22 protein-coding genes and 5 pseudogenes are annotated in these 25,763 nt (G+C 69.4%); 14 read left to right on the forward strand and 13 right to left on the reverse strand.

Annotated features, from left to right (window positions below; all coding sequences use genetic code 11):
• The first annotated feature begins 41 nt into the window (after nt 1-41).
• Nucleotides 42-401, forward strand: coding sequence for a rhodanese-like domain-containing protein (locus OG878_RS03010; protein ID WP_328885286.1), 360 nt, complete (start codon nt 42-44; stop codon nt 399-401).
• Nucleotides 398-1,189: a sulfite exporter TauE/SafE family protein gene (locus OG878_RS03015; protein ID WP_328885287.1), complete on the forward strand. Its 792-nt coding sequence runs from the start codon at nt 398-400 to the stop codon at nt 1,187-1,189. Before OG878_RS03010 ends, OG878_RS03015 begins: the two co-directional genes overlap by 4 nt.
• Nucleotides 1,190-1,210: 21 nt before the next feature.
• On the opposite strand, the gene OG878_RS03020 is transcribed toward OG878_RS03015, so the two are convergent.
• Complete coding sequence (locus tag OG878_RS03020) at nt 1,211-1,489, reverse strand: metal-sensitive transcriptional regulator (protein WP_328885288.1); 279 nt, start codon at nt 1,487-1,489, stop codon at nt 1,211-1,213.
• A 77-nt stretch (nt 1,490-1,566) separates the two neighbouring features.
• Between OG878_RS03020 and OG878_RS03025 the strand changes: the two genes are divergently transcribed.
• Nucleotides 1,567-2,139 (forward strand): rhodanese-like domain-containing protein, encoded by a 573-nt coding sequence (locus OG878_RS03025; RefSeq protein WP_328885289.1) that lies wholly within the window; start codon nt 1,567-1,569, stop codon nt 2,137-2,139.
• A 104-nt stretch (nt 2,140-2,243) separates the two neighbouring features.
• On the opposite strand, the gene OG878_RS03030 is transcribed toward OG878_RS03025, so the two are convergent.
• Complete coding sequence (locus OG878_RS03030) at nt 2,244-3,539, reverse strand: alpha/beta fold hydrolase (RefSeq protein ID WP_328885290.1); 1,296 nt, start codon at nt 3,537-3,539, stop codon at nt 2,244-2,246.
• Between the two features lie 106 nt (nt 3,540-3,645).
• On the opposite strand from OG878_RS03030, the gene OG878_RS03035 reads away from it, so the two are divergent.
• Nucleotides 3,646-4,809 (forward strand): ABC transporter ATP-binding protein, encoded by a 1,164-nt coding sequence (locus OG878_RS03035; protein ID WP_328885291.1) that lies wholly within the window; start codon nt 3,646-3,648, stop codon nt 4,807-4,809.
• A gap of 29 nt (nt 4,810-4,838) precedes the next feature.
• Here OG878_RS03035 and OG878_RS03040 read toward each other — a convergent pair whose 3' ends face one another.
• The 3 genes from OG878_RS03040 to OG878_RS03050 are packed head-to-tail and all read right to left on the reverse strand — an operon-like array spanning nt 4,839 to nt 7,140.
• Nucleotides 4,839-5,792, reverse strand: a complete 954-nt coding sequence (locus OG878_RS03040; protein WP_328885292.1) for an ABC transporter substrate-binding protein — start codon at nt 5,790-5,792, stop codon at nt 4,839-4,841.
• Nucleotides 5,789-6,466, reverse strand: coding sequence for an ABC transporter permease (locus tag OG878_RS03045; protein WP_328885293.1), 678 nt, complete (start codon nt 6,464-6,466; stop codon nt 5,789-5,791). Before OG878_RS03045 ends, OG878_RS03040 begins: the two co-directional genes overlap by 4 nt.
• The gene (locus tag OG878_RS03050; protein ID WP_328885294.1) at nt 6,463-7,140 is read right to left on the reverse strand and encodes an ABC transporter permease; all 678 of its coding nucleotides are present in this window, start codon (nt 7,138-7,140) and stop codon (nt 6,463-6,465) included. The genes OG878_RS03045 and OG878_RS03050 overlap by 4 nt, the downstream gene beginning before the upstream one ends.
• A gap of 223 nt (nt 7,141-7,363) precedes the next feature.
• Between OG878_RS03050 and OG878_RS03055 the strand changes: the two genes are divergently transcribed.
• The gene (locus OG878_RS03055; protein ID WP_328885295.1) at nt 7,364-7,819 is read left to right on the forward strand and encodes an SRPBCC family protein; all 456 of its coding nucleotides are present in this window, start codon (nt 7,364-7,366) and stop codon (nt 7,817-7,819) included.
• Nucleotides 7,820-8,024: 205 nt separating this feature from the next.
• Nucleotides 8,025-8,275 (forward strand): annotated as a pseudogene (locus tag OG878_RS03060) (NAD(P)H-dependent oxidoreductase); the annotation flags it as partial.
• A gap of 798 nt (nt 8,276-9,073) precedes the next feature.
• On the opposite strand, the gene OG878_RS03065 reads toward OG878_RS03060, so the two are convergent.
• Nucleotides 9,074-12,190 carry an RNA 2'-phosphotransferase gene (locus tag OG878_RS03065; protein ID WP_328885296.1) on the reverse strand — a complete coding sequence of 1,039 codons (3,117 nt, stop codon included), beginning with the start codon at nt 12,188-12,190 and terminating at the stop codon, nt 9,074-9,076.
• Between the two features lie 358 nt (nt 12,191-12,548).
• On the opposite strand from OG878_RS03065, the pseudogene OG878_RS03070 reads away from it, so the two are divergent.
• Nucleotides 12,549-12,779, forward strand: a pseudogene (locus OG878_RS03070) (flavodoxin family protein); the annotation flags it as partial.
• 441 nt (nt 12,780-13,220) lie between these two features.
• On the opposite strand, the gene OG878_RS03075 reads toward OG878_RS03070, so the two are convergent.
• Both OG878_RS03075 and OG878_RS03080 read right to left on the reverse strand, forming a co-directional pair.
• Nucleotides 13,221-14,942: a dolichyl-phosphate-mannose--protein mannosyltransferase gene (locus OG878_RS03075; RefSeq protein WP_443049051.1), complete on the reverse strand. Its 1,722-nt coding sequence runs from the start codon at nt 14,940-14,942 to the stop codon at nt 13,221-13,223.
• A gap of 262 nt (nt 14,943-15,204) precedes the next feature.
• A complete protein-coding gene (locus OG878_RS03080) occupies nt 15,205-15,588 on the reverse strand; it encodes a cupin domain-containing protein (RefSeq protein WP_328891115.1) in 384 nt (127 codons plus the stop codon).
• A 721-nt stretch (nt 15,589-16,309) separates the two neighbouring features.
• Between OG878_RS03080 and OG878_RS03085 the strand changes: the two genes are divergently transcribed.
• Together OG878_RS03085 and OG878_RS03090 are read left to right on the forward strand one after the other, a co-directional pair.
• Nucleotides 16,310-16,477: a hypothetical protein gene (locus OG878_RS03085; RefSeq protein WP_328885297.1), complete on the forward strand. Its 168-nt coding sequence runs from the start codon at nt 16,310-16,312 to the stop codon at nt 16,475-16,477.
• A 743-nt stretch (nt 16,478-17,220) separates the two neighbouring features.
• Nucleotides 17,221-17,949, forward strand: coding sequence for an isochorismatase family protein (locus tag OG878_RS03090; RefSeq protein ID WP_328885298.1), 729 nt, complete (start codon nt 17,221-17,223; stop codon nt 17,947-17,949).
• A 634-nt stretch (nt 17,950-18,583) separates the two neighbouring features.
• Here the strand turns inward: OG878_RS03090 and OG878_RS03095 are convergent.
• Nucleotides 18,584-18,826: a hypothetical protein gene (locus OG878_RS03095; protein WP_328885299.1), complete on the reverse strand. Its 243-nt coding sequence runs from the start codon at nt 18,824-18,826 to the stop codon at nt 18,584-18,586.
• Between the two features lie 67 nt (nt 18,827-18,893).
• A pseudogene (locus tag OG878_RS03100) lies at nt 18,894-19,118 on the reverse strand (pyridoxamine 5'-phosphate oxidase family protein); the annotation flags it as partial.
• 155 nt (nt 19,119-19,273) lie between these two features.
• Between OG878_RS03100 and OG878_RS03105 the strand changes: the two are divergent.
• From OG878_RS03105 to OG878_RS03115, 3 genes are all read left to right on the forward strand, one after another.
• On the forward strand, nt 19,274-19,612 hold the full coding sequence (locus OG878_RS03105) for a hypothetical protein (protein ID WP_328885300.1): 339 nt from the start codon (nt 19,274-19,276) through the stop codon (nt 19,610-19,612).
• A 285-nt stretch (nt 19,613-19,897) separates the two neighbouring features.
• The gene (locus OG878_RS03110; RefSeq protein WP_328885301.1) at nt 19,898-20,338 is read left to right on the forward strand and encodes a hypothetical protein; all 441 of its coding nucleotides are present in this window, start codon (nt 19,898-19,900) and stop codon (nt 20,336-20,338) included.
• Entirely contained in the window at nt 20,335-20,673 is a 339-nt protein-coding gene (locus OG878_RS03115; protein WP_328885302.1) for a YciI family protein, read from the forward strand. Before OG878_RS03110 ends, OG878_RS03115 begins: the two co-directional genes overlap by 4 nt.
• A gap of 144 nt (nt 20,674-20,817) precedes the next feature.
• Here OG878_RS03115 and OG878_RS03120 read toward each other — a convergent pair whose 3' ends face one another.
• Nucleotides 20,818-22,050 carry a GNAT family N-acetyltransferase gene (locus OG878_RS03120; RefSeq protein WP_328885303.1) on the reverse strand — a complete coding sequence of 411 codons (1,233 nt, stop codon included), beginning with the start codon at nt 22,048-22,050 and terminating at the stop codon, nt 20,818-20,820.
• A gap of 381 nt (nt 22,051-22,431) precedes the next feature.
• Here OG878_RS03120 and OG878_RS03125 point away from each other — a divergent pair, with 381 nt between their 5' ends.
• Both OG878_RS03125 and OG878_RS03130 read left to right on the forward strand, forming a co-directional pair.
• On the forward strand, nt 22,432-23,823 hold the full coding sequence (locus tag OG878_RS03125) for an IS1380 family transposase (protein ID WP_328885304.1): 1,392 nt from the start codon (nt 22,432-22,434) through the stop codon (nt 23,821-23,823).
• 582 nt (nt 23,824-24,405) lie between these two features.
• A pseudogene (locus tag OG878_RS03130) lies at nt 24,406-24,762 on the forward strand (transposase); the annotation flags it as partial.
• Here OG878_RS03130 and OG878_RS03135 read toward each other — a convergent pair.
• Together OG878_RS03135 and OG878_RS03140 are read right to left on the reverse strand one after the other, a co-directional pair.
• Entirely contained in the window at nt 24,760-25,257 is a 498-nt protein-coding gene (locus OG878_RS03135; RefSeq protein WP_328885305.1) for a DUF1877 family protein, read from the reverse strand. The pseudogene OG878_RS03130 and the gene OG878_RS03135 sit on opposite strands and share 3 nt — an antisense overlap.
• 217 nt (nt 25,258-25,474) lie before the next feature.
• Nucleotides 25,475-25,747: pseudogene (locus OG878_RS03140) on the reverse strand (NF041680 family putative transposase); the annotation flags it as partial.
• Nucleotides 25,748-25,763 lie beyond the last annotated feature (16 nt).

The raw sequence follows: 25,763 nt of genomic DNA on the forward strand, positions 1-25,763 counted from the left end.
CCCGTCCCGCACTTCTGGAGCACTTCCCCATGCCTTTCTTGATGTCTCTCCTCCGGCGCCGCCCCGGCCGCGTCACCCCTGCCGAGGCCTGTCGGCGCACCGCCGATGGTGCGGCGGTGCTGCTCGACGTACGCGAAACCCACGAGTGGAATGCCGGTCACGCTCCGGTCGCGGTCCATCTGCCGCTCTCCCGGCTGGCCGCCGGGCACGCGCTGCCCGCGACGGCGGCGGGCCGCCCGGTGGTGGTCATCTGCCGTTCCGGCCACCGGTCCCGGCAGGCCGCCCGCGTCCTCGCGGGGGCCGGCACGGAAGTCGTCGATGTCGCGGGCGGCATGCACGCCTGGGCGGCCTGCGGGCTGCCCGTGCTGGACCGTCACGGAGCGGTGGGCACCGTCGCATGACCACCCTGATCCTGGCCCTGGCCGCCGGTGCCGTGGTCGGTCTCGCGCTGGGCGGGCTTGGCGGCGGAGGCAGTGTCCTCGCCGTGCCCGCGCTGATCTATCTGCTCGGCTTCACCCCGGCCGCGGCCACCACCGCAGCGTTGCTCATCGTCATTGCGACCTCGCTGACCGGTCTGGTCTCGCATGCCCGGGACGGTCACGTCCGCTGGCGTACCGGCGGGCTCTTCGCGGTGGCCGGCATCCTGCCGGCGGCGGTCGCCGGAGCATTGTCGGTCAGGATTCCGGCGGGGGTGCTGTCGGCGTCGTTCGCGGTGCTCGCGGTGCCCAGCGGCGTGCGCATGATGCGGCCACGGACACCTGTGCGGCCGGAAACGGATGCGGCCGGGACGCATCCTGCGGACCGCGCCGCCCGTACGGACGCCGTTCCCACGGGGCGGGCCCTCCGTGCCGGGGCGGGGCTCGGCGCCGTGACCGGGTTCCTCGGTGTCGGAGGCGGGTTTCTCGCCGTGCCCGCGCTGGTCACCGTCCTCGCCGTGCCGATGACGACCGCGATCGGCACCGGCCTGCTGGTGATCACGATGAACTCCGTGGCCGCCCTGGCCACCCGCCTCACCACCCCTGCCTCGCTGGACTGGGCGGTGATCGCCCCGTTCACGGCGGCTGCGGTGCTCGCGGCCTGGGACGGCAAGCGCCTGGCGGCCAAGGTGTCCACGGCCGCGCTCCAGCGGATCTTCGGTGCGGCCCTGCTGGCCGTGGCCGTGTTCATGCTGGCCGACGCCGTGGGATGACCCACCGCCCCGTGACGGATCTCAGGCCAGCGAGAGGAAGAGCTTCTCCAGCCTGGCCCGCATCTGGTCCCGGTCGGCGGGCTCGGCGCCGTCGTCGGCCATGCAGTGCTGCAGACCCGTCGCGATGATCGCGAACCCGGCCCGGTCGAGCGCTCGCGACACGGCCGCCATCTGCGTGATGACGTCCTCGCAGTCCCGGCCCTCCTCGATCATCCTGATGATCGCGGCGAGCTGGCCCTGTGCGCGGCGAAGGCGGTTGAGGACCGACTTCAGTTCGTCGGCCGCCATGTCAAGTTCCACACATCCTCCTCCTGATACCCCAAGGGGTATTCTAACCTGTCCGGGGTACGCCCCGGCGACGAAAGGACAGCTTCCTCGTGACCAGCCCCGTCTCCCTCTCCCCCGCCCAGGCCGCGGCCCGTATCGCGGAGTTCACCGTGATCGACGTACGGGCCCCTGGCGAGTACGCCTCCGGGCATGTGCCCGGCGCGCTGAACATCCCGCTCGACCGTCTCGACGAGGCGCTGCCCGCTCTCAAGTCGGCCGCGGCCCGCGGCTCCCTGCTCGTGGTGTGCGCGTCCGGTGTCCGTTCCACGCGTGCCTGCGACATGCTCGCCGCAGCGGACATCGACGCGGTCACACTGTCCGGCGGCACCTCCGCCTGGGAGGGCGAGGGCCGCAATCTGGACCGTCCCGCCGGAGCCCGTGCCGTCTGGCCGATGGAGCGTCAGGTCCGGCTCGCGGCCGGTTCGCTCGTGGTGGCCGGCCTGCTCGCCGGCAGGCGTTTCCCGGCCGCTCGCTGGCTGTCGGCAGGCATCGGCTCCGGCCTCGTCTTCTCCGCGGTGACCAACACCTGCGGCATGGCCGCCGCCCTGGCGAAACTGCCGTACAACCGGGCCCCGCGCTCGGTGGGCGACTTCGACGCCACGCTGGACGCCCTGCAGAGCTGAGGCATCGGCTGAGGTCGAGGCTCAAGCTGAGGTCGAGACCGACGCGGTACGGCAGGAGCCGGTCACGCGACATGCGTGACCGGCTCCTCACATGACCGAGCAGCTCAGGCTTCGTCCCGGACGAGGGCGAGCAGCCGGTCCAGCACCCGCGGTCCCCCCGCGCGCAGCCCGTCGTGCTCGAACTCGTTCGTCACCCAGGTGCGCAGTCCGCGGATCGACGCCGCGGTGCGCAGCGCGTGCTCGGTGTCGACGTACATGTCGTCGTGGTACACCGCCGCGGCGACCGGCACCTCGTTGGCGGCGAGGCGCCCGGTGTCGTAGAGCTCGGGCCAGTCGGTACGCGAGGCCAGCAGTTCGGCCGTCTCGCGCAGCGGGCGCAGCGCCGGGTCGACGTCGAAGTGCCAGGGGTGGATGGTCTCGCCGGTGAAGAGCACCGGTCCGTCGCCTGCCAGGGCCGTGGCGGCGTCGAACTGCGGGAATTCGGCGCGGATCCGCTCGGCGGCCCAGCCGGTGGGCTCCTTGCCCTGGCCGTAGATCGACTCGTGCATCAGGGCGTACAGGGGGTGGCCCGCGAACGAGTTGGCGGTGCGCACGGCCTCCTGGAACGTGTCGGAGAGCTCGGTGCCCAGCGGCGTGCGCACGAAGGCGTTCTCCAGCAGGTAGTGCAGCTGGTGGCTGCCGTTGCTGCTGCCCAGCATGATGCCCAGGGACTGGAACCCCTCGGGCGTGAGACGGTGTCCTGCGCTCTCCGGCCGGTGCTCCGCAAGGTACGCGGCGATCTCACGGGCGCGTTCGACGTCCTGCGGGTAGCGGGCGTAGTGGGCGGCGACCTTGCGCTCGATCCGCGGGTACGCCGCGCGGTACACGTCATCGGCGTGGCCGTCGAGCGAGGGCAGCCCGCCGGTGATCAGGACGGCCTTGAGCCCTTCCGGAGACGCCGACAGATAGCGGACCGCGCAGAAGCCGCCGTGGGACTGCCCCAGCACCGTCCATGGGGCGCCGCCCGTCAGCCCCGGCCTGATCAGCTCGCAGTCGCGCACGATGTTGTCGGACCGGAAGTGGGCGAGATAGTCCGCCTGCTCACGCGGGCCGCCGCGCAACGGCAGGGTCTGCCGGTTGGCCGGGGTGGACAGCCCGGTGCCCCGCTGATCGAGCAGCAGCACCCGGAAGTCCTGCAGCGCCCGCCCCAGCCAGGCCTCCGTACCGGCGAAACGGCGGGCACCGAAGCCGGGTCCGCCCTCCAGGTAGACCAGCCACGGCAACTCGTCGTCGGCCCGGCCGCTCGCGACCGCCTCCCGGCCGAAGATCTCGATCTGCTCGCCGCCCGGGTCGGCGTGGTCGAGCGGGACAGTGAAAAAGCGGTCGGTCAGAACGACGCCGGGCTGCCGGTAAGTGCTCAAGAGGTACTCCTGGATCAGACGGTTCACGGACAGTTCAGCACACCACCGGGACTCGGACGGTCGCGGCCCATGTGCGGAGCGCCCGGAGGGCTCCTAGCGTGCAGTCATGATCCGGTTCGAGCAGGTCAGCAAGGTGTATCCGGACGGCACGACCGCGGTCGACGGACTGTCCTTCGAGGTCTCCGAGGGGGAACTCGTCACCCTGGTGGGGCCGTCCGGTTGCGGCAAGACCACCACGATGATGATGGTGAACCGGCTGATCGAGCCGACCTCGGGCCGGATCCTGGTGGACGGCAAGGACATCGCTGCGATCGACCCCGTGAAACTGCGCCGCCGGATCGGCTATGTCATCCAGCAGGTCGGGCTCTTCCCGCACCGGACGGTCCTCGACAACACCGCGACCGTTCCCTCGCTGGTCGGCTGGAAACGGACGAAGGCGAGGGAGCGGGCCGCGGAGCTGCTGGATCTGGTGGGGCTCGACCCGAAGACGTACGGCTCCCGCTACCCTGCCCAGCTCTCCGGCGGCCAGCGCCAACGGGTGGGTGTCGCACGCGCGCTGGCCGCCGATCCGCCCGTGCTGCTGATGGACGAACCGTTCGGTGCGGTCGACCCGGTGGTGCGGGAGCGGCTGCAGAACGAGTTCCTCAGCCTCCAGGCAACCGTCAGGAAGACGGTCCTGATGGTCACCCATGACATCGAGGAAGCGGTCCGGATGGGCGACCGGATCGCGGTGTACGGGCAAGGGCGCATCGAACAGTTCGACAAGCCGGCCACGGTGCTCGGCGCACCGGCGACCTCGTACGTGGCCCGATTCGTCGGCGCGGACCGGGGGCTGAAGCGTCTGTCGGTCACCACGATCGAGCCGGATGACCTGGAGGAGCCGCCGGTCGCCCGGCTCGACGAAGCCGCGCAGTCGGCGGCGGCCCGGCTGCACGACGCGGGCGCCCGCTGGGCGGTCGTGCTCGGCCGCGAGGGTGAATTGCACGGCTGGGTGTCGGCGGACGCGCTGCGGATCGCTGGGGGACACGGCACGGTCGGCGAACTCGCGCGCCGGATGGACGCCTGGGTGCCGGTCGGCGCCCCGCTGAAGCTGGCCTTCAGCGAGATGCTCCAGCACGACGCCGGGTGGGTGGCGGTGCTGGACGGTGCGCGTTTCCTCGGTGTACTGACGCCGGCGAAGCTCCATGAGGCGCTGCGCCGGTCGGTGGAGGCGGACGCGCGGGGAGTGGGGCGCGACGAGGTGCGGTTCGACTCGGTGGCCGATGCCTGATCAGCCGCCCTTCCCGCCGCTTCCGCCCTTCAGCCGGACGGAATGAGCTTCTTGGACTCCAGGTAGTTCCGCGCGACGTCCTCGGGCAGCCGCCGCCAGCTGTCCACCTGCTCGTTCATCCGCGCGAGATCGGCGGTCGTCAGCACCCTGTTGAGCCGGTCCAGTGCGTCGCGTACGCCCGCGCTTCCCGCCCGGGCCCGGTTGACGACGGGGACGAGACAGTCGGCGTTCTGCAGATGCTTGTCGTCGGCGAGCAGAACGAGCCCGAAGTCGTCGAGGGTGGCGTCGGTGGTGGTGGTCAGGACCATCTGGTCCCGACCGCTCTGGACCGCCTGCTTGGCCTGGGTGGTGCCGACGCCCTTGGGATCGACGGCGGTGATGTCGATGCCGTACGTCTTCTTCAGCCCCTGAACACAGTACGGCCGCTGCACGCACTCGTCGCCCGCGGCCAGCCGCACCGGCAGCCGGGCCCTGCCGAGATCGCTGAGCGTCTTCAGTCGGTGCTTCGCCGCGTACGTGGCGGCCACCGCGAACGCGTTCTGGTCGACGGCTCGGCCGGGGTCCAGCACGCTGAGACCCCGGGGAACGGCCAGGGCGCGCAACGCCTTCATCGTGGTGTCGACGTCGGGCGAACCGACGGGCGCGGCGTCGGCCCCGTTCTCCTTGGCATTGAGCCAGTCGGCGAAGGTGGCGGCGTACTCCGGAACGACATCGATCTGGCCGCTCTCCAGCGCGGGTTCGTAGATCTCCCGGTTGGTGACGGAGATGATTTTCGTGGAGTAGCCGGCGCGGTCGAGCAGCAGTGCGTACATCTGCGCCAGCAGATCGCTCTCGGTGAAGCCCGCAGACCCGATCGTGAGGTGCCGGCTGTCGCCGGGCGCGGCGGTGATGTCTCCCTGGCTCTCTAGGGCCGGCCCCGTGGTGCACGCGGTCACCGTCAGCAGCACCGCCAGGTGTACGGGTACGGTCCGGCAGGCCCTCATCCGTGGGCCTCACCACGCACCCAGGCGGGGGCGAGCCGCTGCCCCGCCGCGAAGAGCCCCTCGACGATCAGGGCGAACACCGCCACAAGGATCGCTCCTGCGACCACCTGCGGGGTGGAGGCGAGGTTGAAGCCTGCGGTGATGATGCGGCCGAGTCCCCCGCCGCCCGCCAGCGCGGCAAGGGTCGCGGTGGCGACGAGCTGGACGGCGGCGATCCGCACGCCGGTCAGGATCAGCGGCATGGCGAGCGGCACTTCGACCCGTAGCAGCAGCTGCCGTCCCGTCATGCCCATGCCGCGGGCGGCCCGTACGACATCGCGGTCCGCCTCGCGCATGCCCACGTATGCATTGGTCAGCAGCGGCGGGACGGCGAAGAGCACCAGGGCGACGACCGTCGGCCCCTCACCGAACCGCCCGACCGGGGTGAGGAGCAGCAGGACCAGGACGGCGAACGTGGGGACGGCGCGGCCGACGTTGGAGATGTTGACGGCGAGAGCCCCGCCCTTGCCCAGATGGCCCAGGACCAGGGCCACGGGCAGGGCGATGGCACAGCTGATCAGCAGGCAGACGACGGTGAGGAGCAGATGTTGTTCGAGCCGGTGCCAGATGCCGTTCTCACCGGCCCAGTGGGCGGAGTCGGTGAGCCAGGACCAGGTGTCGGACAACGTCTTCACGACCGGCTCCGGGTCCACGGGGTCAGCAGCCGCTGCGCGCCGAGCAGGAGGAGGTCGGCGGCGACGGCGATGACGACGCAGAGAACGGATGCGGTGAGCACCTGGGCCTTGAAGTAGGTGTTCATCCCGGAGTAGATGAGGTTGCCCAGCCCGCCGTAGCCGACGATCGCTCCGACGGTGACCAGGGATACCGCGGAGACGGTGGCGATCCGCAGCCCGGCCATGGCAGCGGGCAGTGCGAGGGGCAGCTCCACGGCGACGAGCAGGCGGACGGGCCCGTACCCCAGGCCACGGGCGGCCTGACGGGTCTCTTCGGGCACGGCACGCAGTCCGGCGAGGATGTTCCGCACGAGCAGGGTGAGCGAGTAGAGGACGAGCCCCGCGACGACGAGGGATGCGGAGAGTCCGTACAGCGGCAGCAGCAGCGAGAACATGGCGAGCGACGGCACGGTGTAGAGGACGGTCGTCACGCCGAGAACAGGTCCTGCCGCCCAGCGCCAGCGGCGGGCCGCGAGGGCGAGCGGCGCGGCGAGGAGCAGTCCGACGAGCACGGAGACGGCGGTCAGCTGAAGGTGCTGGACGACGGCGTCCCAGAGGATTTCGCGACGGCTGGTCAGATAGGCCCCGCAGAGCCACTCATTGCGCGCGAGGCAGTCGTCGGGGGGCGCGGTCACGTGTTCATTGCAGCGCGGGGATGCTGCGCCCGCGCGTGCTGATCGACTGATCGGGGGCTGCCCGTGGCGGGTGAGCGGCCGGGACCGTCGTGTGCGTCGTTCGGCCTGCCGGCGGCCGCCGGCGGACATATGCTCGCCGTCCTGCGCCTTCGCGGGCGACGCGCGCTCGCCCACCGCACCGACGCGGCCTGAGCGCGCCTGATCAACGTGACGAGGAGTGGTCATGGCCCATCGGTTCGAGGCGACGGTCGAGATCGACCGGCCGATCGAAGCAGTCTTCGCCTATCTCGCCGATGGCGAGAACGACCCGGAGTTCAGCCCACGTGTGCAGCGGATCGAGAAGTCGCCCGCGGGCCCCACGACGGTGGGAACGGTGTTCCGGAGCACGGTGAAGGACGCCGGTATGACGACACAGCGGGAGTTCGAGATCAAGGAGCTGGTGACGCCGACCCGTATCCGCTGGCAGGAGCTCTCGAAGAACATCGTCACCGCCTCCGAGGGCGGCTACGACCTCGAGCCCACGCCCGACGGCAGGACCAAGGTGCGGATCTACAACGTGCTGGAGGGCCACGGCATCGGCAAGCTCCTCGTCGGCTTCGCCGCCGGCGCCGCACGCAAGGACGCCCCCGCGTTCGGGCAGCGGATCAAGAAAGCGGCGGAGACTTCGGCCGCCCGCTGAGCGACCGGTGGTGACGAGCACGACGCACTCGCTCGTGCTGCACCTGCTGCGTACGGGTGGCGCTCGCGCGCCTATGGCCGGGGGTGATCCTGCGGGGCGGTAGACCGGGGTCACTCCTCGCATTCCCGTGCCCGTACAGAGGAGCCCCCGCACGGTGCCACCCGGCTGTACCGATGACGCGTACCGCTTCGACGGTCTGCGCGCGATGTACATCAACTGCACGCTCAAACGCTCCCCCGGGTCAGCAACACGGAAGGGCCGATCGACCGGAGCCGGGCGGTGATGGAAGAGCATGGCGTCACCATCGAGGTGGTCCGGGCCCTCGATCACGACATCGCGACCGGCGTGTGGCCGGACACGCGGGAGCACGGCAGGCAGACGGACGCCTGGCCGGAGCTGTACGAGAAGGTCATGGCCTCCGACATCGTGGTGCTGTCAGGGCCCATCTGGGTTGGGGGGGGAACGGTCTGGCATCTGGGGCCCGGCGGTAGGCCTGGACCTTCTCGGTATGTTCGGTGCGGTTGTTTGTCGGTTCCTTGATCGAGGCCAGGCTCTTCTAGCACCACCGGGAGCCCCAAAGCATCGGCCAGCTCAGTGGCGACGTCGTCTACCCGCGAGGCAGTGTCCTTGACGCCGCCGCTGCGAGCGCGTCGGTCAGCTCGTCCCTGACAGGACGACCCGAAGTGCTTCTTCGAGTGCATCGAGGCCGATCCGGCCCAGTTCGAGTGCCTGCCCGGGTATCTCCTCGACGCAACCGTCAGCCAGTGCGTGACAGCAGAACAGTGCACGCCTCGTCCGGCGGCTCAATGAGTCCCCGCCCCAGGGCCGGCGACGGCGGGACTGCGCCGTTGGGACGTGCTGGGGAGTTTCGAGGCGACGCCGAAGGCTGAGCCGGCCTCATGAGCGAGGGGTTGCAGTGCCCAGAGCCGGTTCGATGAGGGAGGCGACCCGGACGAGCACCGCTGGAGCCCGGCCACCATCCGGCCGCTCCCGACCTGACGTTCGTGGAGTCCGATCTGGCCTCTCCTCGCGCAACTCGTCCCGAGTAGCCCCCCCGATGCCAGCCCTTGCTCGGCTCGGACGAGGTCTACGAACGCGGCTCCCGGCGAGAGCTTCACGGAGGAGCCGGCCGACGTCCGGACGCCGGTGGGTGCGCCCGCGTCGAGCTTCACCCAGACCGATACCGTGGCCGAGCCGAAGGGCCGTGCAGAGCGGGCCTGTCGGCCCCAAGGGACGAGCAGGACCGCTCTGGGCTCAGTGCGCGGAGAAGAGCTGGTGAAGTGGCACCACCGCCAGCGCCCTGGCCGGCACCGTGTCGATCAGCCAGGTGGTGCCCCCGGCATAGCGGCATTCGAGGCCGTGGGCGGCCGGGTCGTTGACCGACAGCAGTACGGCGGGACCGTGTCGCCGTCCGGCGAGGACCGCCGTTCGTGGATGGGTGGTGAGGTGGACGGCCTTTCGTGTCATCGGTCGCAAGCCCTGCCGGAGTTGGAGGATGTCGCGCAGGTTCACCGATGCCGTTGCGTGGTACAGCAGCCCGTCCGGTTTCCCGACTTCGTGGTCGTCGGGTGCCGACGTGGTGTGACCGTAGCGAGCGCGGATCAGGTTGTCCCAGACTTCGAAGCGCGGCTCGTCCAAGGCCTGGGCGACGGCCAGCACCTCTGCGGACGACACGGGCTGCCCGCTCTCCGAGAGGGCGGACAGGAGGTCGTCGAGCCGCGCCCAGCCCTGCTGGTTCGTTGGCAGGTGCGGGTTGTGACGCAGTTGGTAGGCAAGAGCCTTGCTGATCCGCCTCTTGCGTCCGAGGTTGAGCTCCCGCAGCGGCGCGCCCCCTAGGGCGCCGCGCCGCTCGGCCCAGGCGTCGCGCAGGGTGACGGCCACCTCGTGGACGGAGCCCCACTCCGGGTGGGCGCTGATTTCGTCCAGCAGGGCCTCGCCGTGCCGGCGGAGCGCGGGGTCGCCGGTTCGATCCGTCAGACACCGTACCGCCCTGACGATCAGTGAGGCGCGGTAGACGGCCCAGATCCGTTCGACCTCCGCGGCGTCGTACGGCTCACCGGTGCACTCGCGCAGCGCTTCGACGTAGCTTTCGAACACCTCACGGCGAAGGTCCCAGGACCCGGGTGCCAAGGCTGGCGCGTCGTCCGTCAGCTGGGCCAGTTCACACCCGATCGGTTCGTGGCCCGTCGCCTCCAAGTCGATGGCAACGATTCTTCCGTCGTCGGTGGCGAGCCAGTTGAACGCGTGCGCGTCCCGGCGGGGAAGCGTCGGCGCGTCGGCCAGCAGCGCCCACCAGCTGTCGAAGGTCTGGTCGACCAGTTTGTCGGCGCCCTTGGGGAAGACGTCGCGAAGCCACATCCGCACCCGACCGCGCACCTTGGCGCGGACCTTGGTGGGCTTGGCATCGCCTGGCCGGGGAGCAGCGTGGATGTAGGCGAGAAAGGCGGCCGCCTGTTTGAGCAGGTCCGCGGAGGCGTCTTCCGTCTCGGGGGAGAGCAGCTCGGCGAGGACCGTTCCGTGCTCGAACCGTCGGACGGTGATCACGTTCACGTTGGACGCAAGGCCCGAGCGGCTGCTCAGCTCGTCCGCGTCCAGGGTGGTGATCAGGTCGCTGGTGCGGAAGCGGGTGTCGGCGCCCACGCGGGCGAGAGCGGTCCGTACGGCCTGCGCGGTACGGGTGTCGCGTTCGACGTTGTCCGTGTGCGTGGGCTTGAACACCAGGGTCGACGAGGCGAAACCCAGGTGGTCCTCGACGGTGATCACGTTGCTGCGGCCACCGAGGTTGCGACGGGTCACGTCCGGGCTGGTTATCGCGCGGGTGGCCGCCCGAGCGTAGTAGAAGCCCGCGTCACCGTCGGCGAGTGCCCGGACCCAGGAGGCCGGATCCGAGACGAGGCCGGCCAGCCGGGCTTCCAGCGCGGCGCGGTCGGCGGGACTGACGCTCCGCCGGAGTTCGGCCTCCCGGCCCAGGACGACCAGGGGGACACACGTCGACGGGTCGTCGGCAGCTTCCCGCACGAGCCGTACTACTCCCTCGGCCCAGTGCTGGGGCGAGGCGCTCAGCGCGGCCACGTGAAGCAGGTCGTCGGCGTACCGCATCCGGCTCGGCGTGTCCGTCAGAGCGGTACCGACCGTGCCGCCCCCGAGGAGGTCGATGACCGTGCGGCGCAGTTCGAGCCGGGTCAGGGTCGAGTACTCGACGAACTCGGCGCACGCCCGGTGCCAGTCGGCGAGAAGACGCCGGATCAGCGGCTCACCTGAGCCCTTGAACCGCTCGTTCAGGGCTCCGAGGACCAGCTGAGGGAACGACGACGCCGGGGCCCCAGCGCCGACGAACCGCTGCACCTGCTGGTCGAACCCGAACTGGCTCGGCAGACCGCGCAGTGCGAGCCGGACGGTCGCCGACTCGGGCACCACGCGTGCCTGGGCGACGATGGTCAGCAGGAGCGTGTGGCGCACCGCCTCCCCACTGACGAAGTTTCGGATGGTGTCGAGGGTGGCGGCAGCCTGATCGAGGTAGCGAGCGGTCCGGTCGTCCATCGGGCGCCCGTCGGCCAGCCGGAGCCACGCCTCGGCGATGTGCAGTCGCCAGGCGGTGCTCTTCTCGGCGTCGGTGAACTCCCGGTGCGCCCCGATGATCCGGCCCAGGTACTTGCGGTCGCCGGTGCTGTCGTGCAGGCGCAGGAAGCCCTCCATCAGGTACGGCACGGCGTCGGCGACCTTGTTGCCCTCCTCGATCGAGCGTCGGATCAGCTCGACGGACCGTGACAGCTCAGCCGTGCCGACCGACTCGAACCTGCTGAGCAACACCGGGCCTTGGCCGAGCCGTCCGCTGAACTGGTGACGAGCGTTCACACCGGTCAACTCGCCGTCGCTCACCACGGCCTCCAGGTACACCTCGGCCAGGCGCAGTGCCCGACAGAACACCGTGGGCCGCTGCCAGGTCACGTCGAGCGCGTGCTGGTGCAGCTTGGTGCCGATCCGCTGTCGGACCACGTGAAGCGTCTTCGCGAAGTGCATTCCGGGTGGAAGCCCCTGCGACGTCGCGGCTGGCCGACAGAAGCCGTGCTCGAACACCAGCAGCTCCAGCAGCGGGCGACTGTCATCGCCGAGGAACTCCTGCCAGAGTTCGAAGATACGGCGGGCCGACGTCTGCGGATTCACGACGGTCGACACCCAGGGTGCTCCACGGAGCCGGATCCACTCGGAGAGGGTTTCGTCGAGCGAACACCCGAGCCAGTGCAGCAGGCTGACGAGCTCGGGACAATGCTCCTCTAGCGCGAGGCGGATCTCCGCCTCGGAGAGGCCGGACACCGGAGGTGGCGTCCGGCGCGCGAGATCCAGCGGCGTGACTTTCCGATCGACGTTCACCCCGGTGAGTCTAAACGGCGTCTCTGACAGCTCGTCGGGTTGGCGACGGGCCCGCCGTCAGTGAGGGCGTCGGCGGTCAATGTCTTGGATCGGGAGGCATGTTGACGGCGTGAGCCGGTCGGTGAGGTTTGATGGATCCGTCGATCCGACAATGGGGCTTCCTGGTACGCGCACAGGGTTTGTGTCCGACCTCGCACGCGCGAGCTCCCCGCGTCGGGCTGCTTTCGGGCAGGGCCCTGTGATGTCCACGTGCGCAGCGTGTTCCTCGGGAGCGAAGCGGAGCTCGCGGTGTTGCAGGTGGCACTGTGTGCGGGGGTGATGCCACCGGTCCGCCGGTCGTGGTGGTGCACAGGGAGCCGCCGACGCCGGCTGGGCCGGGGAAGCAGGTCCGGGACCGTCGTACCTCGACGAGGACTCCGGCGGCCCGGAGAACGACTTCACCAACCGCAACACCTCGTTCATGACATGGAATCTGATGCACCTGGCACGACTGCTCAAGGATGCGGGCGGCCTTCCGGCATACGGCAACCAGCGCTCGGAGTGGGACGCCGGCTGCCGCTTCGACTTCGACAACCCCGAACACCGCTGACACCTGCACCGGGATCACGACCGGGCGGTCGGGGGAAACCCGCGCCGTGGTCACGCGGAAGGCGGAGCGAGGCCCACCACCGCCTTGGCCGGTCGACGGGCGCCGGCATCCGGGCCCTGTCCGCGTCAGTCCTGTCCAACGGGCGGCACTGCACAGTGCGGTGAGGCCCACGGAGTTCGGTTGACCTCCGCTCGCGCGGAGAGCACGGCACGCCGAGATGTGTGTCCGCTCTGAGCGCCGCGCGTGTCCGCAAGTCACGGGTGGCCGGTGACAACCGTACGGACCGAGTTTGTCGATGGGTTGGCCGATTACGACGTGGGCGGCGCGGCCAACTCGCCCGAGCTGTGGGCCGACCCGAACCCGAACAGCGCCGAGCACTGCTCGCACCACCGTTGGAACGAGGTCACCGCAGCCGCCTGATCGCGAACTGCAACTGCCGTTTCAGATCCAAGTGTCGAGCCACATACGGTCGCGCCACGCGTCCATCGGAATGGTCTGCCCCGTGTAGATCGGCCAGAAGTAGATGAAGTTCCAGACGATGAGCAGGACAAGGGTGCCCGCGCCCACCGCGCCCCATATCCGGCGGCGTTCGGTGGCCCCCGGCGGCCCCAGGATGGCGCCCAGCATCATCGCGACGGCCAGGCACAGGTACGGCGCGAAGGTGACCGCGTAGAAGGAAAAAATCGTGCGGTCCTGGTAGTGGAACCACGGCAGCCAGCCGGCAGCCACGGCGCACAGGGCGGCGCCCGCGCGCCAATCGCGGCGCATCGCCCACCGGTACAGCAGATAGACGAGCGCGAAGCAGGCCGTCCACCACAGCAGCGGCGTGCCCAGAGCAATGATCTCCTGCGCGCAGCCGGCAGTGGCCCGGCAACCGTCCTCTCCGAATTTCGGCGACTGGAAGTCGAACACCACCGGGCGGCCGAGGACCAGCCAGCTCCACGGATTGGACTGGTACGTATGTGGGGTGTGCAGTCCCACATTGAATTGGTAGACGCCGTACTCGTAGTGCCACAGACTGCGGATCGGGGCCGGAATCCAGGCCCAGGTGCCGCCTCGCCCGTCCGCCCAGTGCCGCCCGTACCCCTTGTCGGACAGGAACCAGCCGGTCCAGGTCACCAGATACGTCATCAGGGCGACCAGGAGGACGGACATCATCGACCAGAGGTTCTTGCGCAACGCCGACCTGTACGGGCGGCCCGCCCCCGCCACGCGGCGGGAACCGATGTCCCACGCCACGGTCATGATCATGAAGAAGACCAGGTAGTACAGGCCATTCCATTTGCAGGCGGCCGCCAGGCCAAGGAGGACGCCGGCCGCGACCCTCCACGGCCGCCGGCCTGTCCCCGCCCGGTCCCCGGTATCCAGGTCGGGGCCCGCAAAGCCGGTCGGATCCACTGGCAGGGCCGCCGCGAGCTGGGCCCGTGCTCTGTCCCGGTCGATCAGCAGGCAGCCGAACGCCGCGAGCACGAAGGCCATGACCACGACGTCGAGCAGAGCGACGCGGCTCATCACGAACTGCAGCCCGTCCACCGCCATCAGCGTCCCGGCCAGGCATCCCAACGCCGTCGAACGGAACAGGCGGCGACCTGTTCGGCACAGCATGACCACCGAGATCGTTCCCAGCGCCGCCACCATGAAGCGCCATCCGAACGGGTTCAAGCCGAAGATCCACTCGCCGACGGCTATCACCCACTTGCCCATCGGTGGGTGCGCGACGAACGCCCCGGCATCGGAAAGCGGGATCGACTGAGGGTCCGCCAGGATCTTCGGGTCGGAGATCGTGCGGTCCGGCCAGGTGCCCTCGTAGCCGAGCCTGAGCAACGCCCAAGCATCCTTTGCGTAGTACGTCTCGTCGAAGACAACGTCGTGCGGGCGGCCGAGGCGCCAGAAACGGGCCGCTCCCGCGAGGACGGCAACGAGTACCGGCCCGACCCAGCCCATGGACTGCGCGACGCGGTACGCCCGCGCCGGACTCAGGCCCATCGCCTCCCAGATCCGGGTTCCCGGCTCCGGGAAGGGCGGGACCAGACGCTCACGCGTGTCGGTCCGCGGGCGCTCGACATACCCGAACCGGCGCAGCCGCCACGTCCAGGGACCGGGCTCCGTCTCCGGCCGGGCTGCGGCGTCCACCTGGTCCTTCGTCGCAATGTCCCTCGTCACCGCGCCATCGTAGGGGCACCTCGGCGGAGGCGATGCGGTGATGCCTTCCGTTCCGATTGCAGGCAGGTGCAGCTCGCCTTCCACGGGCTGTAGCGTTCGAGCAGGTCACGCCAGGTGATGCCGGTGCGGAACTTGCAGACCATGCGTCGATGACCTGACGGTCGCCGGCCCGAGGCCGTCCGGTCCGTGTGGGTGTCGCGGCGGAGCCCGGGGCCCGCATCCCGGTCCCGGGCTCCGTCTGCCCGCTCGCTCGAACTCGGGGTCAGCCCACACCGTTCGGGCGCGGGGCGCGCAGGTGAGCCCGCTGCTTCAATTCCTCCTCGTCGACCAGGGTGAGCATCGGCTGGCCCGGCACGCACATCATGGTCACGACGAACTCGGTCCGCCCGTCCGTCAGGGCGTTGCCGTCCTGGTAGTGGATCACATCGCCGCCCGGCTCCCAGAAAGTCTCGCCGGCCTTGATCACGCGTTCCGGCTCGCCCTCGAGCTCGAAACGGACCGCGCCCTCGGTCACATACCCGAAAGCCGGCCCCGAGTGGCGGTGCGGGGGAACCCCGGGATCACCGGGCTCCCGCCAGACGATGAGAGTCATCGCCGAAGCGCCCTCGGGGATGAAGGGAGGCTTGACGTCCAGCAGCGTTTTCAGCTGCGTCTGCCATACCTCCGACCGTGGCTGCTTGCCGGCCTGGTCTTCCGGTTCCTTGTCCGACACTGCGCTGTACCTCCATACGTCTGCTCGAAACGGAGAAAATGATCGTTGCGCCACTCCATGGGGCCACGGCACAACTCCCGACGGCAGCGGTGTTCGTCGATCCCAGGCTCACACACCCGCTGCGCATCCACTACCGGATCCGCCCGTCTCCTGTGGCGTCGCCGACCGTGTCAGGTGAGTAAGGCACTTCGATCCGCTTGAGCCTGCTGAAGACTCGTGTCGCAGAAGCAGGTCTGGCTGATGTGGGTGCGGCTCTCTCGGGGGATGAGCCGAGCGAGTGGTCGGCCTCGTGGCAGTAACGCTGAGCATCGTTCACACGCCCGGAGCAGGGAGCTGGTTCGTGAGGAGCACACGGTTCATCCTCGAAGGCGACCCCAGCACTCTGCAGGACCTCCGTGACCTGTGGCCGACCCGGCGGTCGTGGGGTGTGTGTCGTGCTGCTGTACCACTACACGCGCCCTGCCGCCTGGCAGGACGTACTCGCCGAAGGGGAGATCCGGGCGTGATGGCCCATCGATCCCAACGACATGCCCGTACTGCCCCGTGTCGTCCACTTCACCAGTGACCCGGACCTGGCGTCCTCCCGGGATCAGCACAGGACCGACCCATACGGATCACCGTTGACGTTCCCGACGAGGACGCACACGAGTGGAGCATGTGGGCTCGGAACAACTTCCCGCCGGACGCCTTCTCCGTCCTCGCGCCGACCCGCTTCGGCGGCAACCCAGATGCTTGGTACGTCACGGAGCGGCCCGTGTCGATGGCGGAGTGGCGAGAGGTGATCGACCTCCACACCGCGGCGCCGCTCTGGGCGCGCCCGTAGCGCTTCACCACACTTCGAGGCCGCGCCGCGCCACTCGGACAAGCTTGGGTCGGTGATGTCGCGGGGGTCGAGGCCGGCGCCCGCAGGCACTCCAGGAGGTCGCGCAGGCTGTACGCGACTCGAACGCCGTCCCCGTCGATGTGCAACTGTCGGCCGACGCCCCAATGGCGGCATCACGATCACTCCGCACTCCAGGGCCAGGATGACCTGGGCCGGATGGCGGCGTATCCGGGGAGGGCGGCCCCGTCCCCCTGGAGACATGGCCTTCGGGGCGGGGACGCTCGGTCCCCCACACCTTCGGCCCCCACCGTGCCACTCCACCTGTTGGGGATCAACAAGGGTTCACTGTGATCACACGGGCCGGGTGTGTACTGCTGCGACCGGAAAGGTTTGCCGGGAAGCTCGCGGCGTCCGGTGCGGTGCATCGCAAGGCGGAGCATCGCCCGCGTACGGGATGTACTCGGGTGATGCGACAACGCGGCGAGGTGCCGTGCCGGGCGGCGGCGCGAGCCGGTGAACCTTTCCGGTCACAGCAGTACGCGTTCCTGGAGCTCCCCGGGCGGGGCGGCGCATCCACGCCGCCCCGCCCCTTCGTCCCCACACCGACCGGGACGGGATGTATCCCCACCGTCCCCCACTGGCCTCTCATGTGTCACAGGTTGGGGGGTCCTCCGGTCGGTTGGTGCAGAGGCCGCATTCCGCGCATGTGCGGATGTGGCATTGCCGAAGAGGAAGAGTGCCCCGTGCCGTACACACCGAACGCCGGCCCCTATGACACTTTGACCCCGGAGAACGCGGTCGTTGTGCTCGTCGACCACCAGATCGGGTTGATGCAGCTCATCGACGACATGGCCCCGGAGACGGCGAAGAACAACGTCATCGGCCTCGCCCGGGCCGCCAAGACCCTGGGCCTGCCCGTCATCCTCACCACCAGTCGCGACTGGGGCCCGAACGGGGCGCTGCTGCCCGAGTTGGCCTCGCTCTTCCCCGAGAACGAGGTCATCCGCCGGCCCGGCGTCATCAATGCCTACCGCTGGCCTGCCTTCCGTGAGGCACTGGAGGCCACCGGCCGCAGGAAGGTCATCATCGCGGCCGTCACCGACGCGACCTGTCTTTCGTTCCCGTCCCTGGACATGGTCCTGGACGGCTACGAGGTGCACGCTGTCATCGACGCCTCGGGCGCCGAGGCGCCCGGTGAGATCGTCCGCGACGCAGTCGTGGCGAACCTTTCGCGGGCCGGAGTGAACATCAAGTCGTGGTTCGGCGTGGTGGCCGAACTCATCGCCGACTGGCGGCGCGACGAGGCCCAGGGCTGGCCGCTCGCCGTCGGGGCGGTCCACGACCACCTGCCCAGCTGGGGCTACCTCTTGGACACCGACATGGCCTACGGGACGGGGCGGATGACCGCGCCCGAATCGTTCGAGGAGGGCCGGTCCGAGCCGACCGTCCGCACGCAGGCCATGGGTACCTGAGAGGCTGAGCCGCCCGGCCGCCCCTGTCGTAGGGGGCGGGTTCCGGGTCGCGGTGTCGCCGCCAGGTCGATGCGATCGAGGGCGCGGATCCAAGGGGCGTCATCGTTGTCGCCGACCCGGCTGGTCCGGGCATGTGGCACGCGTACCAGCACCTGTGGTGGCTCTTCGCAGCGATCGGCCTCGCCAGCAACTGCGTGACCTGCCTGCCTGCCCTGCGGCAAGCGCACGCCAAGGCAGCGCCGGCCTCAAAACAGAGTATGGAGGCTGCCATTGACGCCTCGGCCGGGATCTCCCGGTCCGCGCAGGAGGCCTGACCGCGCCAACGCCCACTGTGCCGGCCGGGCAGCGGCGATGCCGGGTCGGCACGGTGGAGGCACGGTCCGACCGTCAAAATGGTCGAGCCGAGCGGCGCCGGCGCGCCGGCGGCCCCGCTCGCGTTGTCCCTCGGCGTTCGCGGTGCCTTCGATGTCCGCGGTCCATGCTTGTCCTTCCACTCCTGGCCCAGGTAGGGGTAGAAGCCGCTCTCCAGAAACGCGCAACACGCGCTCCCTCAGCGGCGCCGCGTGAGATCTCGCTGGTGAGCGACGACGGCATCGACAGCCGGCGATGCCCCGGCCGCCCGGCACGGCCTCGGTCAGCGCCACCCACGGTTCGCCAGATCCGGGTCCGCCGCGGCTGCGGCCACTGCCAGGGTGATGTCCCTGACCACGCCCAGCTGCTGCTGACGGTCGAGAGCACCGGAGTTGGCGGTCACCTGCACGCGCACGTAGTCGCTCTTGCCACTGGCGGTCGACAGCGCGTCCGACGGCAGTTGATGGATGAACGCGGCGGTGTTGTCACTGAAGAACGGGATCTCCGGCATCTTCTCCCAGCGCATGACCAACTGAGCGAGTTCCGTTGCGAGTGCGTGTTTGTCGCTGACGGGCGTCGGCGAAGGACGGCCGTTATTCCAGCCACATCCCGTCGCGCATGATGACTCTCCCGCGCAGTTCTGGCTCGCCACGCCAGGCGCGCACAGTCCTCGGGACCGCGCGTACATACAGAAAGGAACCCTCTTCCACGCGTGGATCCCACCCGAACTTGTCGGCGAACGCCTCCGCTGCGTCTCCGGGCACCTGCTGGTCCGGGAAGCACTCCGCCTCACCCTGGAGGAGCACCACGTCGAAGACTCTTCCCGTGTCCAGCGTGAGCCGTCGGCCGCGAATCATCGTGGGCTTCGCCACCGCGCCGGGCTGGGGCATCTACGCCTCCATGAGGTTCGCCGTCGAAGGCTTCCACGAGACCCTCCACACCGAACTGGCCCCTCGACATCCACGTGACGCTCGTGGAACCGGACTTCTTCCGCACCGAGTTCCTCGACCCCGCCGGCCTGCACACCGGCCCCGACACCATCGACGACTACGCGCCCACCATCGGCCCGATGCGTGCAGCCGCCGCGAGCCTGAACCACGCCCGGCCCGGCGACGAGGTCAAGGCTGCGCGCCATTGTCGAGATGGCCGCCGTTGCCCGGCCGACCCCGCGCCTCCCGCTCGAAGCCGACACCCTGCAGGCCTTCGACGACAAGCTGACTCCTTCCGCAAGGAGATGGCCGTCCGGCGGTACATCGCCCTCTCCACCGATCACGGCCAGGGCCTGTTCGATAGGTCAGGTCAGATGTCGTGATGGCGGCTTCTTGGTTTGACTGATGCACTCTGCCGCTTCGTGCCTCCGGGCCTCCCGCTCACCTGCCACATGGTGCATATTGCTGCCGTTAGGGTTCGGTCCGTACATATGACTGGCCCGAGGGGATCAAAGAGTGTCCGATCTGGACTTCTACGCACACGTCGCCACGCGCTGCGACGTTTTCGGGACCGGCATCGGATCCAGTCCCGGCGCATGGGAAGCCGCAGTAGGACCGGACTACATCGACGATCCGGGCAGGGTCGGCTACGCCGGGATTACGGGCTGGTGGAGCTCTCCTTCTCGGATGTCGAAGGGCTTCCGTCCTGTTTCGGGATCAGCGTGCAGGTCCACCGGTTGATCCACGGCCTCTCCGTGCCGACCGCTCTGACAGGGAAGTACGGGGAGTTCGCGCCCCGCGTCCGGTTCACAGAATTGCAGGCCGCGATCCTGTCTCTGGGCTGTGCCGTCGAGCCCGACGACCTCTCGGGGGACGTCCACCGCTATCGCGCGGCCGGGTCCGGTGCTCGCATCTTCGTCATTGACGACCCCGACCCTTATGGGGACGGCGACCATGATGCCGATGATCAGGAGGCTCACCGAGCGGGCGACGTGTGGGCATTGAGCGTTTTCCCGGCCTGGTGGGGGCGTGTCGGTTCTGAAGGGAGGCCTTCGTCGTGGGGTGAGAGGCGGCCGAAGGAGGCCAACGGCCAAGGGAGCCATGTATGACGCGGTACCTGATCTCGTTCGATGACGGCGCGATGACCTTCCCCGAGGAGGAGTTGCCCGAGGTGTCCGAGGCCTCGCACGAGGTGGTGCGTAAGGCTCAGGCCGCCGGTGTGTGGGTCTTCGGTGGTGGACTGGAAAGGCAGCAGGCGAGCGTCGTGGCCACCGACGGGACCGTCACCGACGGCCCGTACCCGGAGACCAAGGCGGTGCTCGGCGGGTTCTCGATCATCGATGTGCCCTCACGTGAGGACGCGCTGGAGTGGGCTGCCGAGCTCGCTGCCGGGTGCCGCTGTGCGCAAGAGGTCCGGGAGATCATGCCCGACCCGACCGTCTGATCGAAGACAACCCGCCACGGCTGGGGCCTGGTTCGGAAGTGGCTTGTGACCTGCGGGATCGGCACGCCGCGGGCCTGTGGGCGACGCGGTTGCTCTGATCCACGGTGCAAAGCAGCTCCCGGGCTCGGGTCGGAGAGCGCGCGGTCAGAACCAGTGCAGGCAGTGCGGGGAGCGCTCGGCGCGGAAGAGGGCGTCAGCGAGGGTGGCCGCGCCCGGGCGGTGGGCCCGGATGTGTCCGGCACGCACGAGCGTGCTCGGGGCCGTGCCGCCGAGGTAGACCGAGCCCAGGTCGCTGATGTCCAGGGACAGGTCGGGCTCCCGGTCCGTCGGGACGCAGTCGGCCTTGCTGTCCCGGACGGTCAGCAGGTAGCGGCCGTGCTCGCCGAGGAACGGGTCCTCGACGTCGAGGACGAGCTCGCCGTCCATGAACCAGCCGCGCGCGGTCAGAGCACGCGGGACGTCCAGCAGCCGCACCCAGAGCCAGTCGGTGTCGCCGCTCACCTCACCGGCGCGGAAGTCCGCGAACTGCCAGCGCAGCGGGTGCTCGGGCGGAACGTGCTTGAACACGACCTGAGAGACCAGGTCGTGTCCGAGTACGAACCGGGACAGGGCCGTGAAGACGGCGTCGTCGGTGGCGATGGTCTCGTCGACCGTCAAGGTGGCGGACTCGCCGATCGAGTAGCTGGCGTACCCGTCCGGGTCGCCGTCGGCGTCACGGTGGACGGCGACGTAGCGCGGCGCCGGCGAGATCGGGGGCTGCCCCGCGCGCAAGGCCCACCAGCGGTGCGGCCGGGACAGCGCGCCGGGCTGGGCGCGGCGATACCGGTCGTAGACCTCTTCCAGAATCTCTCCGCACTCGGCACGACGCAGCACCTCGACCGAGTCGTTGTCAGAGCCGGCCGCCGGTGCGTCGGCCACTGTGCGCGCCCGGGGAACGGCGAGGGCGGCCTCGTGGCGCGGCACCGTCAGCCGCGCCGTGTAGGTCGCCGGTCCGTAGCCGAACCTGCCGTAGACCGGGGCCTCAGAGGCCAGCAGCACGGAGAGGAACTCCCCGCGGGCCCGCAACTCGGCGAGCTGATGCCGCATCATCGCGCTGAGCACACCCTGGCGCCGGTGCGAGGGCAGGACGCCGACGGCGGTCACCCCGGCGGCCGGGGCGAGGATCTCACCGGGCAGGGTGAGCTCGAAGGAGTGCGCGGCGGCGGTGCCGACGGGCCGCCCGTCCGCCGTCAGGGCGAGCAGGCAGCGGTCCGTCTCGAGCGCCGACCACCAGAGCCCGCCGCCCTCGATCGGGGTTTCCGGGAAGCGCCCGAACGCGGCATGGACTGTGTCGACGAAGACGTCAAGGTCCTCATCGGTCGTGGAACGAATCTCCATTTGCCGCCGCCTCCTCGAAACACCGGCACCACGACTCGTGGTGTCAGGCCAAAGTGCAGCGTTGACCCGTGGCCGGAGCAAGCGAATTACGACCGGGCCAGCAGCCGAGTCGGTGGCCGGCGCCCCGTCGTGGACGCCCGGCAGACGACGCATGATCCTCGCCTGCCGCGCCGAAGGCCCTTCGATCCGCGTAATCGCCGCCGGAGTCGGCGTCTCAGTCGGCTCGTACACAAGATTCTCTCAACCCCACCGACAGCTAAGCCTCGATCCACCGAGTGGCTCGCTTGCTGTGGATGAGCAATCAAGAAGAGGTGCCTGCTGACCTGCGATGATGGGAGTTCTGACGCTTCCAGCACGCACAATCAGCAAGGCACCTCGTAGATGCAAGTTTCCCATACTCCGGCAGCGGTCTCCGCTGCGTTCGATGACCCGAACCTGATCGCGTATGCCGGGCTGCTGCCGGTGCTGCGGCTGGCCGAGCGGTGCGGGCTGTCGCGGTTGGTGGCCGAGAAGGTGAAGCTGACCGGCGCGAAGAACGGGGCTGGGGCTGCGGCGGATGCCAAGGTCACCAGCATTGTGGGCGGCATGGCCGCGGGTGCGGACAGCATCGACGACCTTCACGTCCTGCGGCACGGCGCGATGCCGGCCGTGTTCGCAGGTGCCCGTGCCCCGTCCACGCTGGGCACCTTCCTTCGCTCGTTCACCCACGGTCACGCCCTCCAACTCCACGCTGTCCACCGCCGGTTCCTGGCCGCACTGGCCGCGCACACCCCCTTGTTGCCGGGCTCGGACGAGATGGCGTTCATCGATGTCGACTCCACCCACAAACGCGTCTACGGGCGGGCGAAACAGGGCGCCGAGTACGGCCGGTTCAAGGGCATCCGCACCCTGCACCCGCTGCTCGCCACGGTCTGCACCCCGCAATCGAGGCCGGTGATCGCCGGCGTGCGGATGCGACGCGGCAAAGCAGCAGACTCCCGCGGCGCCCCGAAATTCGTGAGCGAGGCCCTGGCCACCGCCCGCGAGGCCGGCTGCACCGGGACCCGAATCCTGCGGGCCGACTCGCAGTTCTACAACGCCGGTGTGATCGCCGCCTGCCACCGGGCCGGAGCCCACTTCTCGCTCACCACCAGCATGAACCCCTCCATCAAACGAGCCGTCCACAGCATCCCCGACGAGGAATGGCAGCACATCAGTTACCCGACCGCGGTGCCCGACCCCGCCACCGGTGAACTCATCTCGGACGCCGAAGTCGCCGAGATACCCCAATACACCGCCTTCGCGAGCCGCAAAAAGAGCGAGCAGATCACCGCCCGGCTGATCGTGCGCCGGGTCCGTGACCTCGCCAAACCCGCCGTCGTGGGTGAACAGGGCGAGTTGTTCCCCGTCTGGCGCTACCACCCCTTCTTCACCGACCAGCCCGCCGCAACCCTGCAGGCCGAGCGGGAACACCGCCACCACGCCGTGATCGAGCAGGTCATCGCGGACACCAAAGCCGGCGCCCTGGCCCACCTGCCTTCCGGGCACTTCCACGCCAACGCCGCCTGGCTCACCCTGTGGGCGATGACCTACAACCTGCTGCGGGCCACTGGCTCCCTGACCTCCGCCTTCCACGCCAAAGCCACCACCGCCACGATCCGCACCCACCTGGTCCACGTTCCGGCCCGGATCGCCCGCTCCGCCCGCCGCATCACCCTGCACCTGCCACACAACTGGCCCTGGCAGCACGCCTGGACACACCTCTTCCACACCGTTCACGGCCCACCCGGCTGACGCGAACAGCCCCTACCCGACCCGCCCGCCGCCAGGGCCCAACCGGAACCGAACCCGTGGAAAAGCTGGGCAGACCAGCGACTACAACCTGCCCATACCCGAGCGCCGACCTGAAACCGGCTCGAAACCGGTCACAAGATCACTCCCCAAACCACGTCGGTGGATCAAGGCTAAGACAGCTGCCTTGCACCCTCAAGAGCCTGGATCCTCATCCGCCGGGCCAAGTCCATCGGCCCGATGCCGAACAGGCGTGACACAGCGGCGACTTGAGTGATTACGGCTGCAGGGGGCAAGGCCTGCGCGACCGGAGTGACCTCCTCCAGCACGGACATCAGCTCGGGCAGCCCAGGGCCTCGGCGCAGTCGGATGTGGATGACGGTAGAAGTGTCCGGCTCCTTCACGATCCGCCTCTCTCGCCCGGCGCAGCCTCGGCCACTGAGTCCACTCGAGGATGTGATGATCTTGCATCGTGTCCCGTGGAGATCTGACGGACGAGCAATGGGCCGTGCTGGAGCCGCTGTTGCCCCAGGGGAAGAAGCCCGGCGATTCCCGCAGTTCGAGGCCGTCCTGGAGCGCATCTGAGTACCCCGGCTGAGGCCGGGCCGCCCCCGGGTGCGCCCGCGGCGGGTACGGGCAGACAAGGCGTACGCCTCCCGCAAGAACCGCGCCTCCCTGCGCCGACGCGGCATCCGGTGCACCATCCCGGACAAGGCCGACCAGGCCGCGAACCGCAGGAAGCGAGGCTCGCACGGCGGCCGGCCACCGAAGTTCGACAAGACCGACTACAAGGCGAGACATGCGGTCGAGTGCGGCATCAACCGTCTGAAGCGGCACCGGGCCGTCGCCACGCGATACGACAAACTTGCTGTCCGCTACGAAGCGACCGTGCTGGTCGCCGCCAGCAACGAATGGCTGCAACCGGCACGTAACCACGTCTCAAGCCCACACCGCTTTGACCACGGCGTGGCCCGCCGAAGCCGCCCGCCCGTAGAACCCTTGGAGGTCCCTGTGATGGTCGAGGAACTCCTGCCTGTCCTGCGCCTCGTCTCGGCCGTGGTAGCGAAGCTTGGCACTGGCGACGTTCCACAGCTCGTCGAAAGAGACAGTCGCGAGGAAGTTTGCGGCCTGTGCCACCCCGGGTGGCTCCAGAATCATCAGGGGCGGGTTGGAGGGGTCGGCTTCGGCGCTGTGTGCCACGGGGCGGCCACCGTAAATCGGCAGCCTCCACAGCTTGTCGGCGTCTGCTTCGAGGGCATGGGCAGCGGCGTAGAGGTCATTGACGTCGTCCCAGATCTTGTCGATCGAGTCGGCGATACCTGCCGCGTATTCGTCGGGGTGGTTGTCCCAAGCCGTCCACATGAACGCCGCAAGCCAGGTGTGGTCGTCCCGGATCTCGGACTCCGCGACGGCGCGAAGGTGTAGGTGGATGCTCACGGCGACGAGTCCTTCTGTCCGTTTGGCCCGCCTGTCGGGCCGAACGGACAGAACTTACTCGACGGCAATGACGGCGAGATGTCCCCTCTCCTAACGCGGGATGCCCGGCGTTGCCAGGACGCACTCCGACACCCAAGCGCCGTGTGCCGTCGAGATCGACCGCTGCGGACAGGTAGCCATCCGTACGGGACTTTCGCAACAGGCCTTAGCTTGATCTTTAACCTGTGCGGCGTGGGCGCGGGATTGTTGACTTCTTTGTGCGTCGCTTTGTGGGGTCGGGTGTGGCGATGGTGTGCACGTCATAGCGTGTAGGTGGCTGGTTGTTCCTGCGGCCGGGTGGCCGTCCCGGGCCGGGCCGAGAGGATTTCGGTGCTTCGGCTGGGCAGGCGGCCTTCGGGCGGAGGTGCCGAAAGTTGCGGCGGACTCGTGCGGGAGTGAGTCTGTCGGGCGGGGCCGGTCTTTCCCACGGCCTTCGGAGGTCTGCCGCCAGATGATCTATTCCAAGG

It is taken from the genome of Streptomyces sp. NBC_00316 (assembly GCF_036158715.1).
Classification (GTDB): Bacteria; Actinomycetota; Actinomycetes; order Streptomycetales; family Streptomycetaceae; genus Streptomyces.

Excerpts from the sequence above, each read along its gene's own strand:
- OG878_RS03010 (WP_328885286.1), top strand. The coding sequence starts at position 42 with ATGTCTCTCCTCCGGCGCCGCCCCGGCCGCGTCACCCCTGCCGAGGCC.
- OG878_RS03015 (WP_328885287.1), top strand. The coding sequence starts at position 398 with ATGACCACCCTGATCCTGGCCCTGGCCGCCGGTGCCGTGGTCGGTCTC.
- OG878_RS03035 (WP_328885291.1), top strand. The coding sequence starts at position 3,646 with ATGATCCGGTTCGAGCAGGTCAGCAAGGTGTATCCGGACGGCACGACC.
- OG878_RS03040 (WP_328885292.1), bottom strand. The coding sequence starts at position 5,792 with ATGAGGGCCTGCCGGACCGTACCCGTACACCTGGCGGTGCTGCTGACG.
- OG878_RS03055 (WP_328885295.1), top strand. The coding sequence starts at position 7,364 with ATGGCCCATCGGTTCGAGGCGACGGTCGAGATCGACCGGCCGATCGAA.
- OG878_RS03085 (WP_328885297.1), top strand. The coding sequence starts at position 16,310 with ATGTGGGCTCGGAACAACTTCCCGCCGGACGCCTTCTCCGTCCTCGCG.
- OG878_RS03095 (WP_328885299.1), bottom strand. The coding sequence starts at position 18,826 with ATGCGCTGGGAGAAGATGCCGGAGATCCCGTTCTTCAGTGACAACACC.
- OG878_RS03115 (WP_328885302.1), top strand. The coding sequence starts at position 20,335 with ATGACGCGGTACCTGATCTCGTTCGATGACGGCGCGATGACCTTCCCC.
- OG878_RS03120 (WP_328885303.1), bottom strand. The coding sequence starts at position 22,050 with ATGGAGATTCGTTCCACGACCGATGAGGACCTTGACGTCTTCGTCGAC.
- OG878_RS03125 (WP_328885304.1), top strand. The coding sequence starts at position 22,432 with ATGCAAGTTTCCCATACTCCGGCAGCGGTCTCCGCTGCGTTCGATGAC.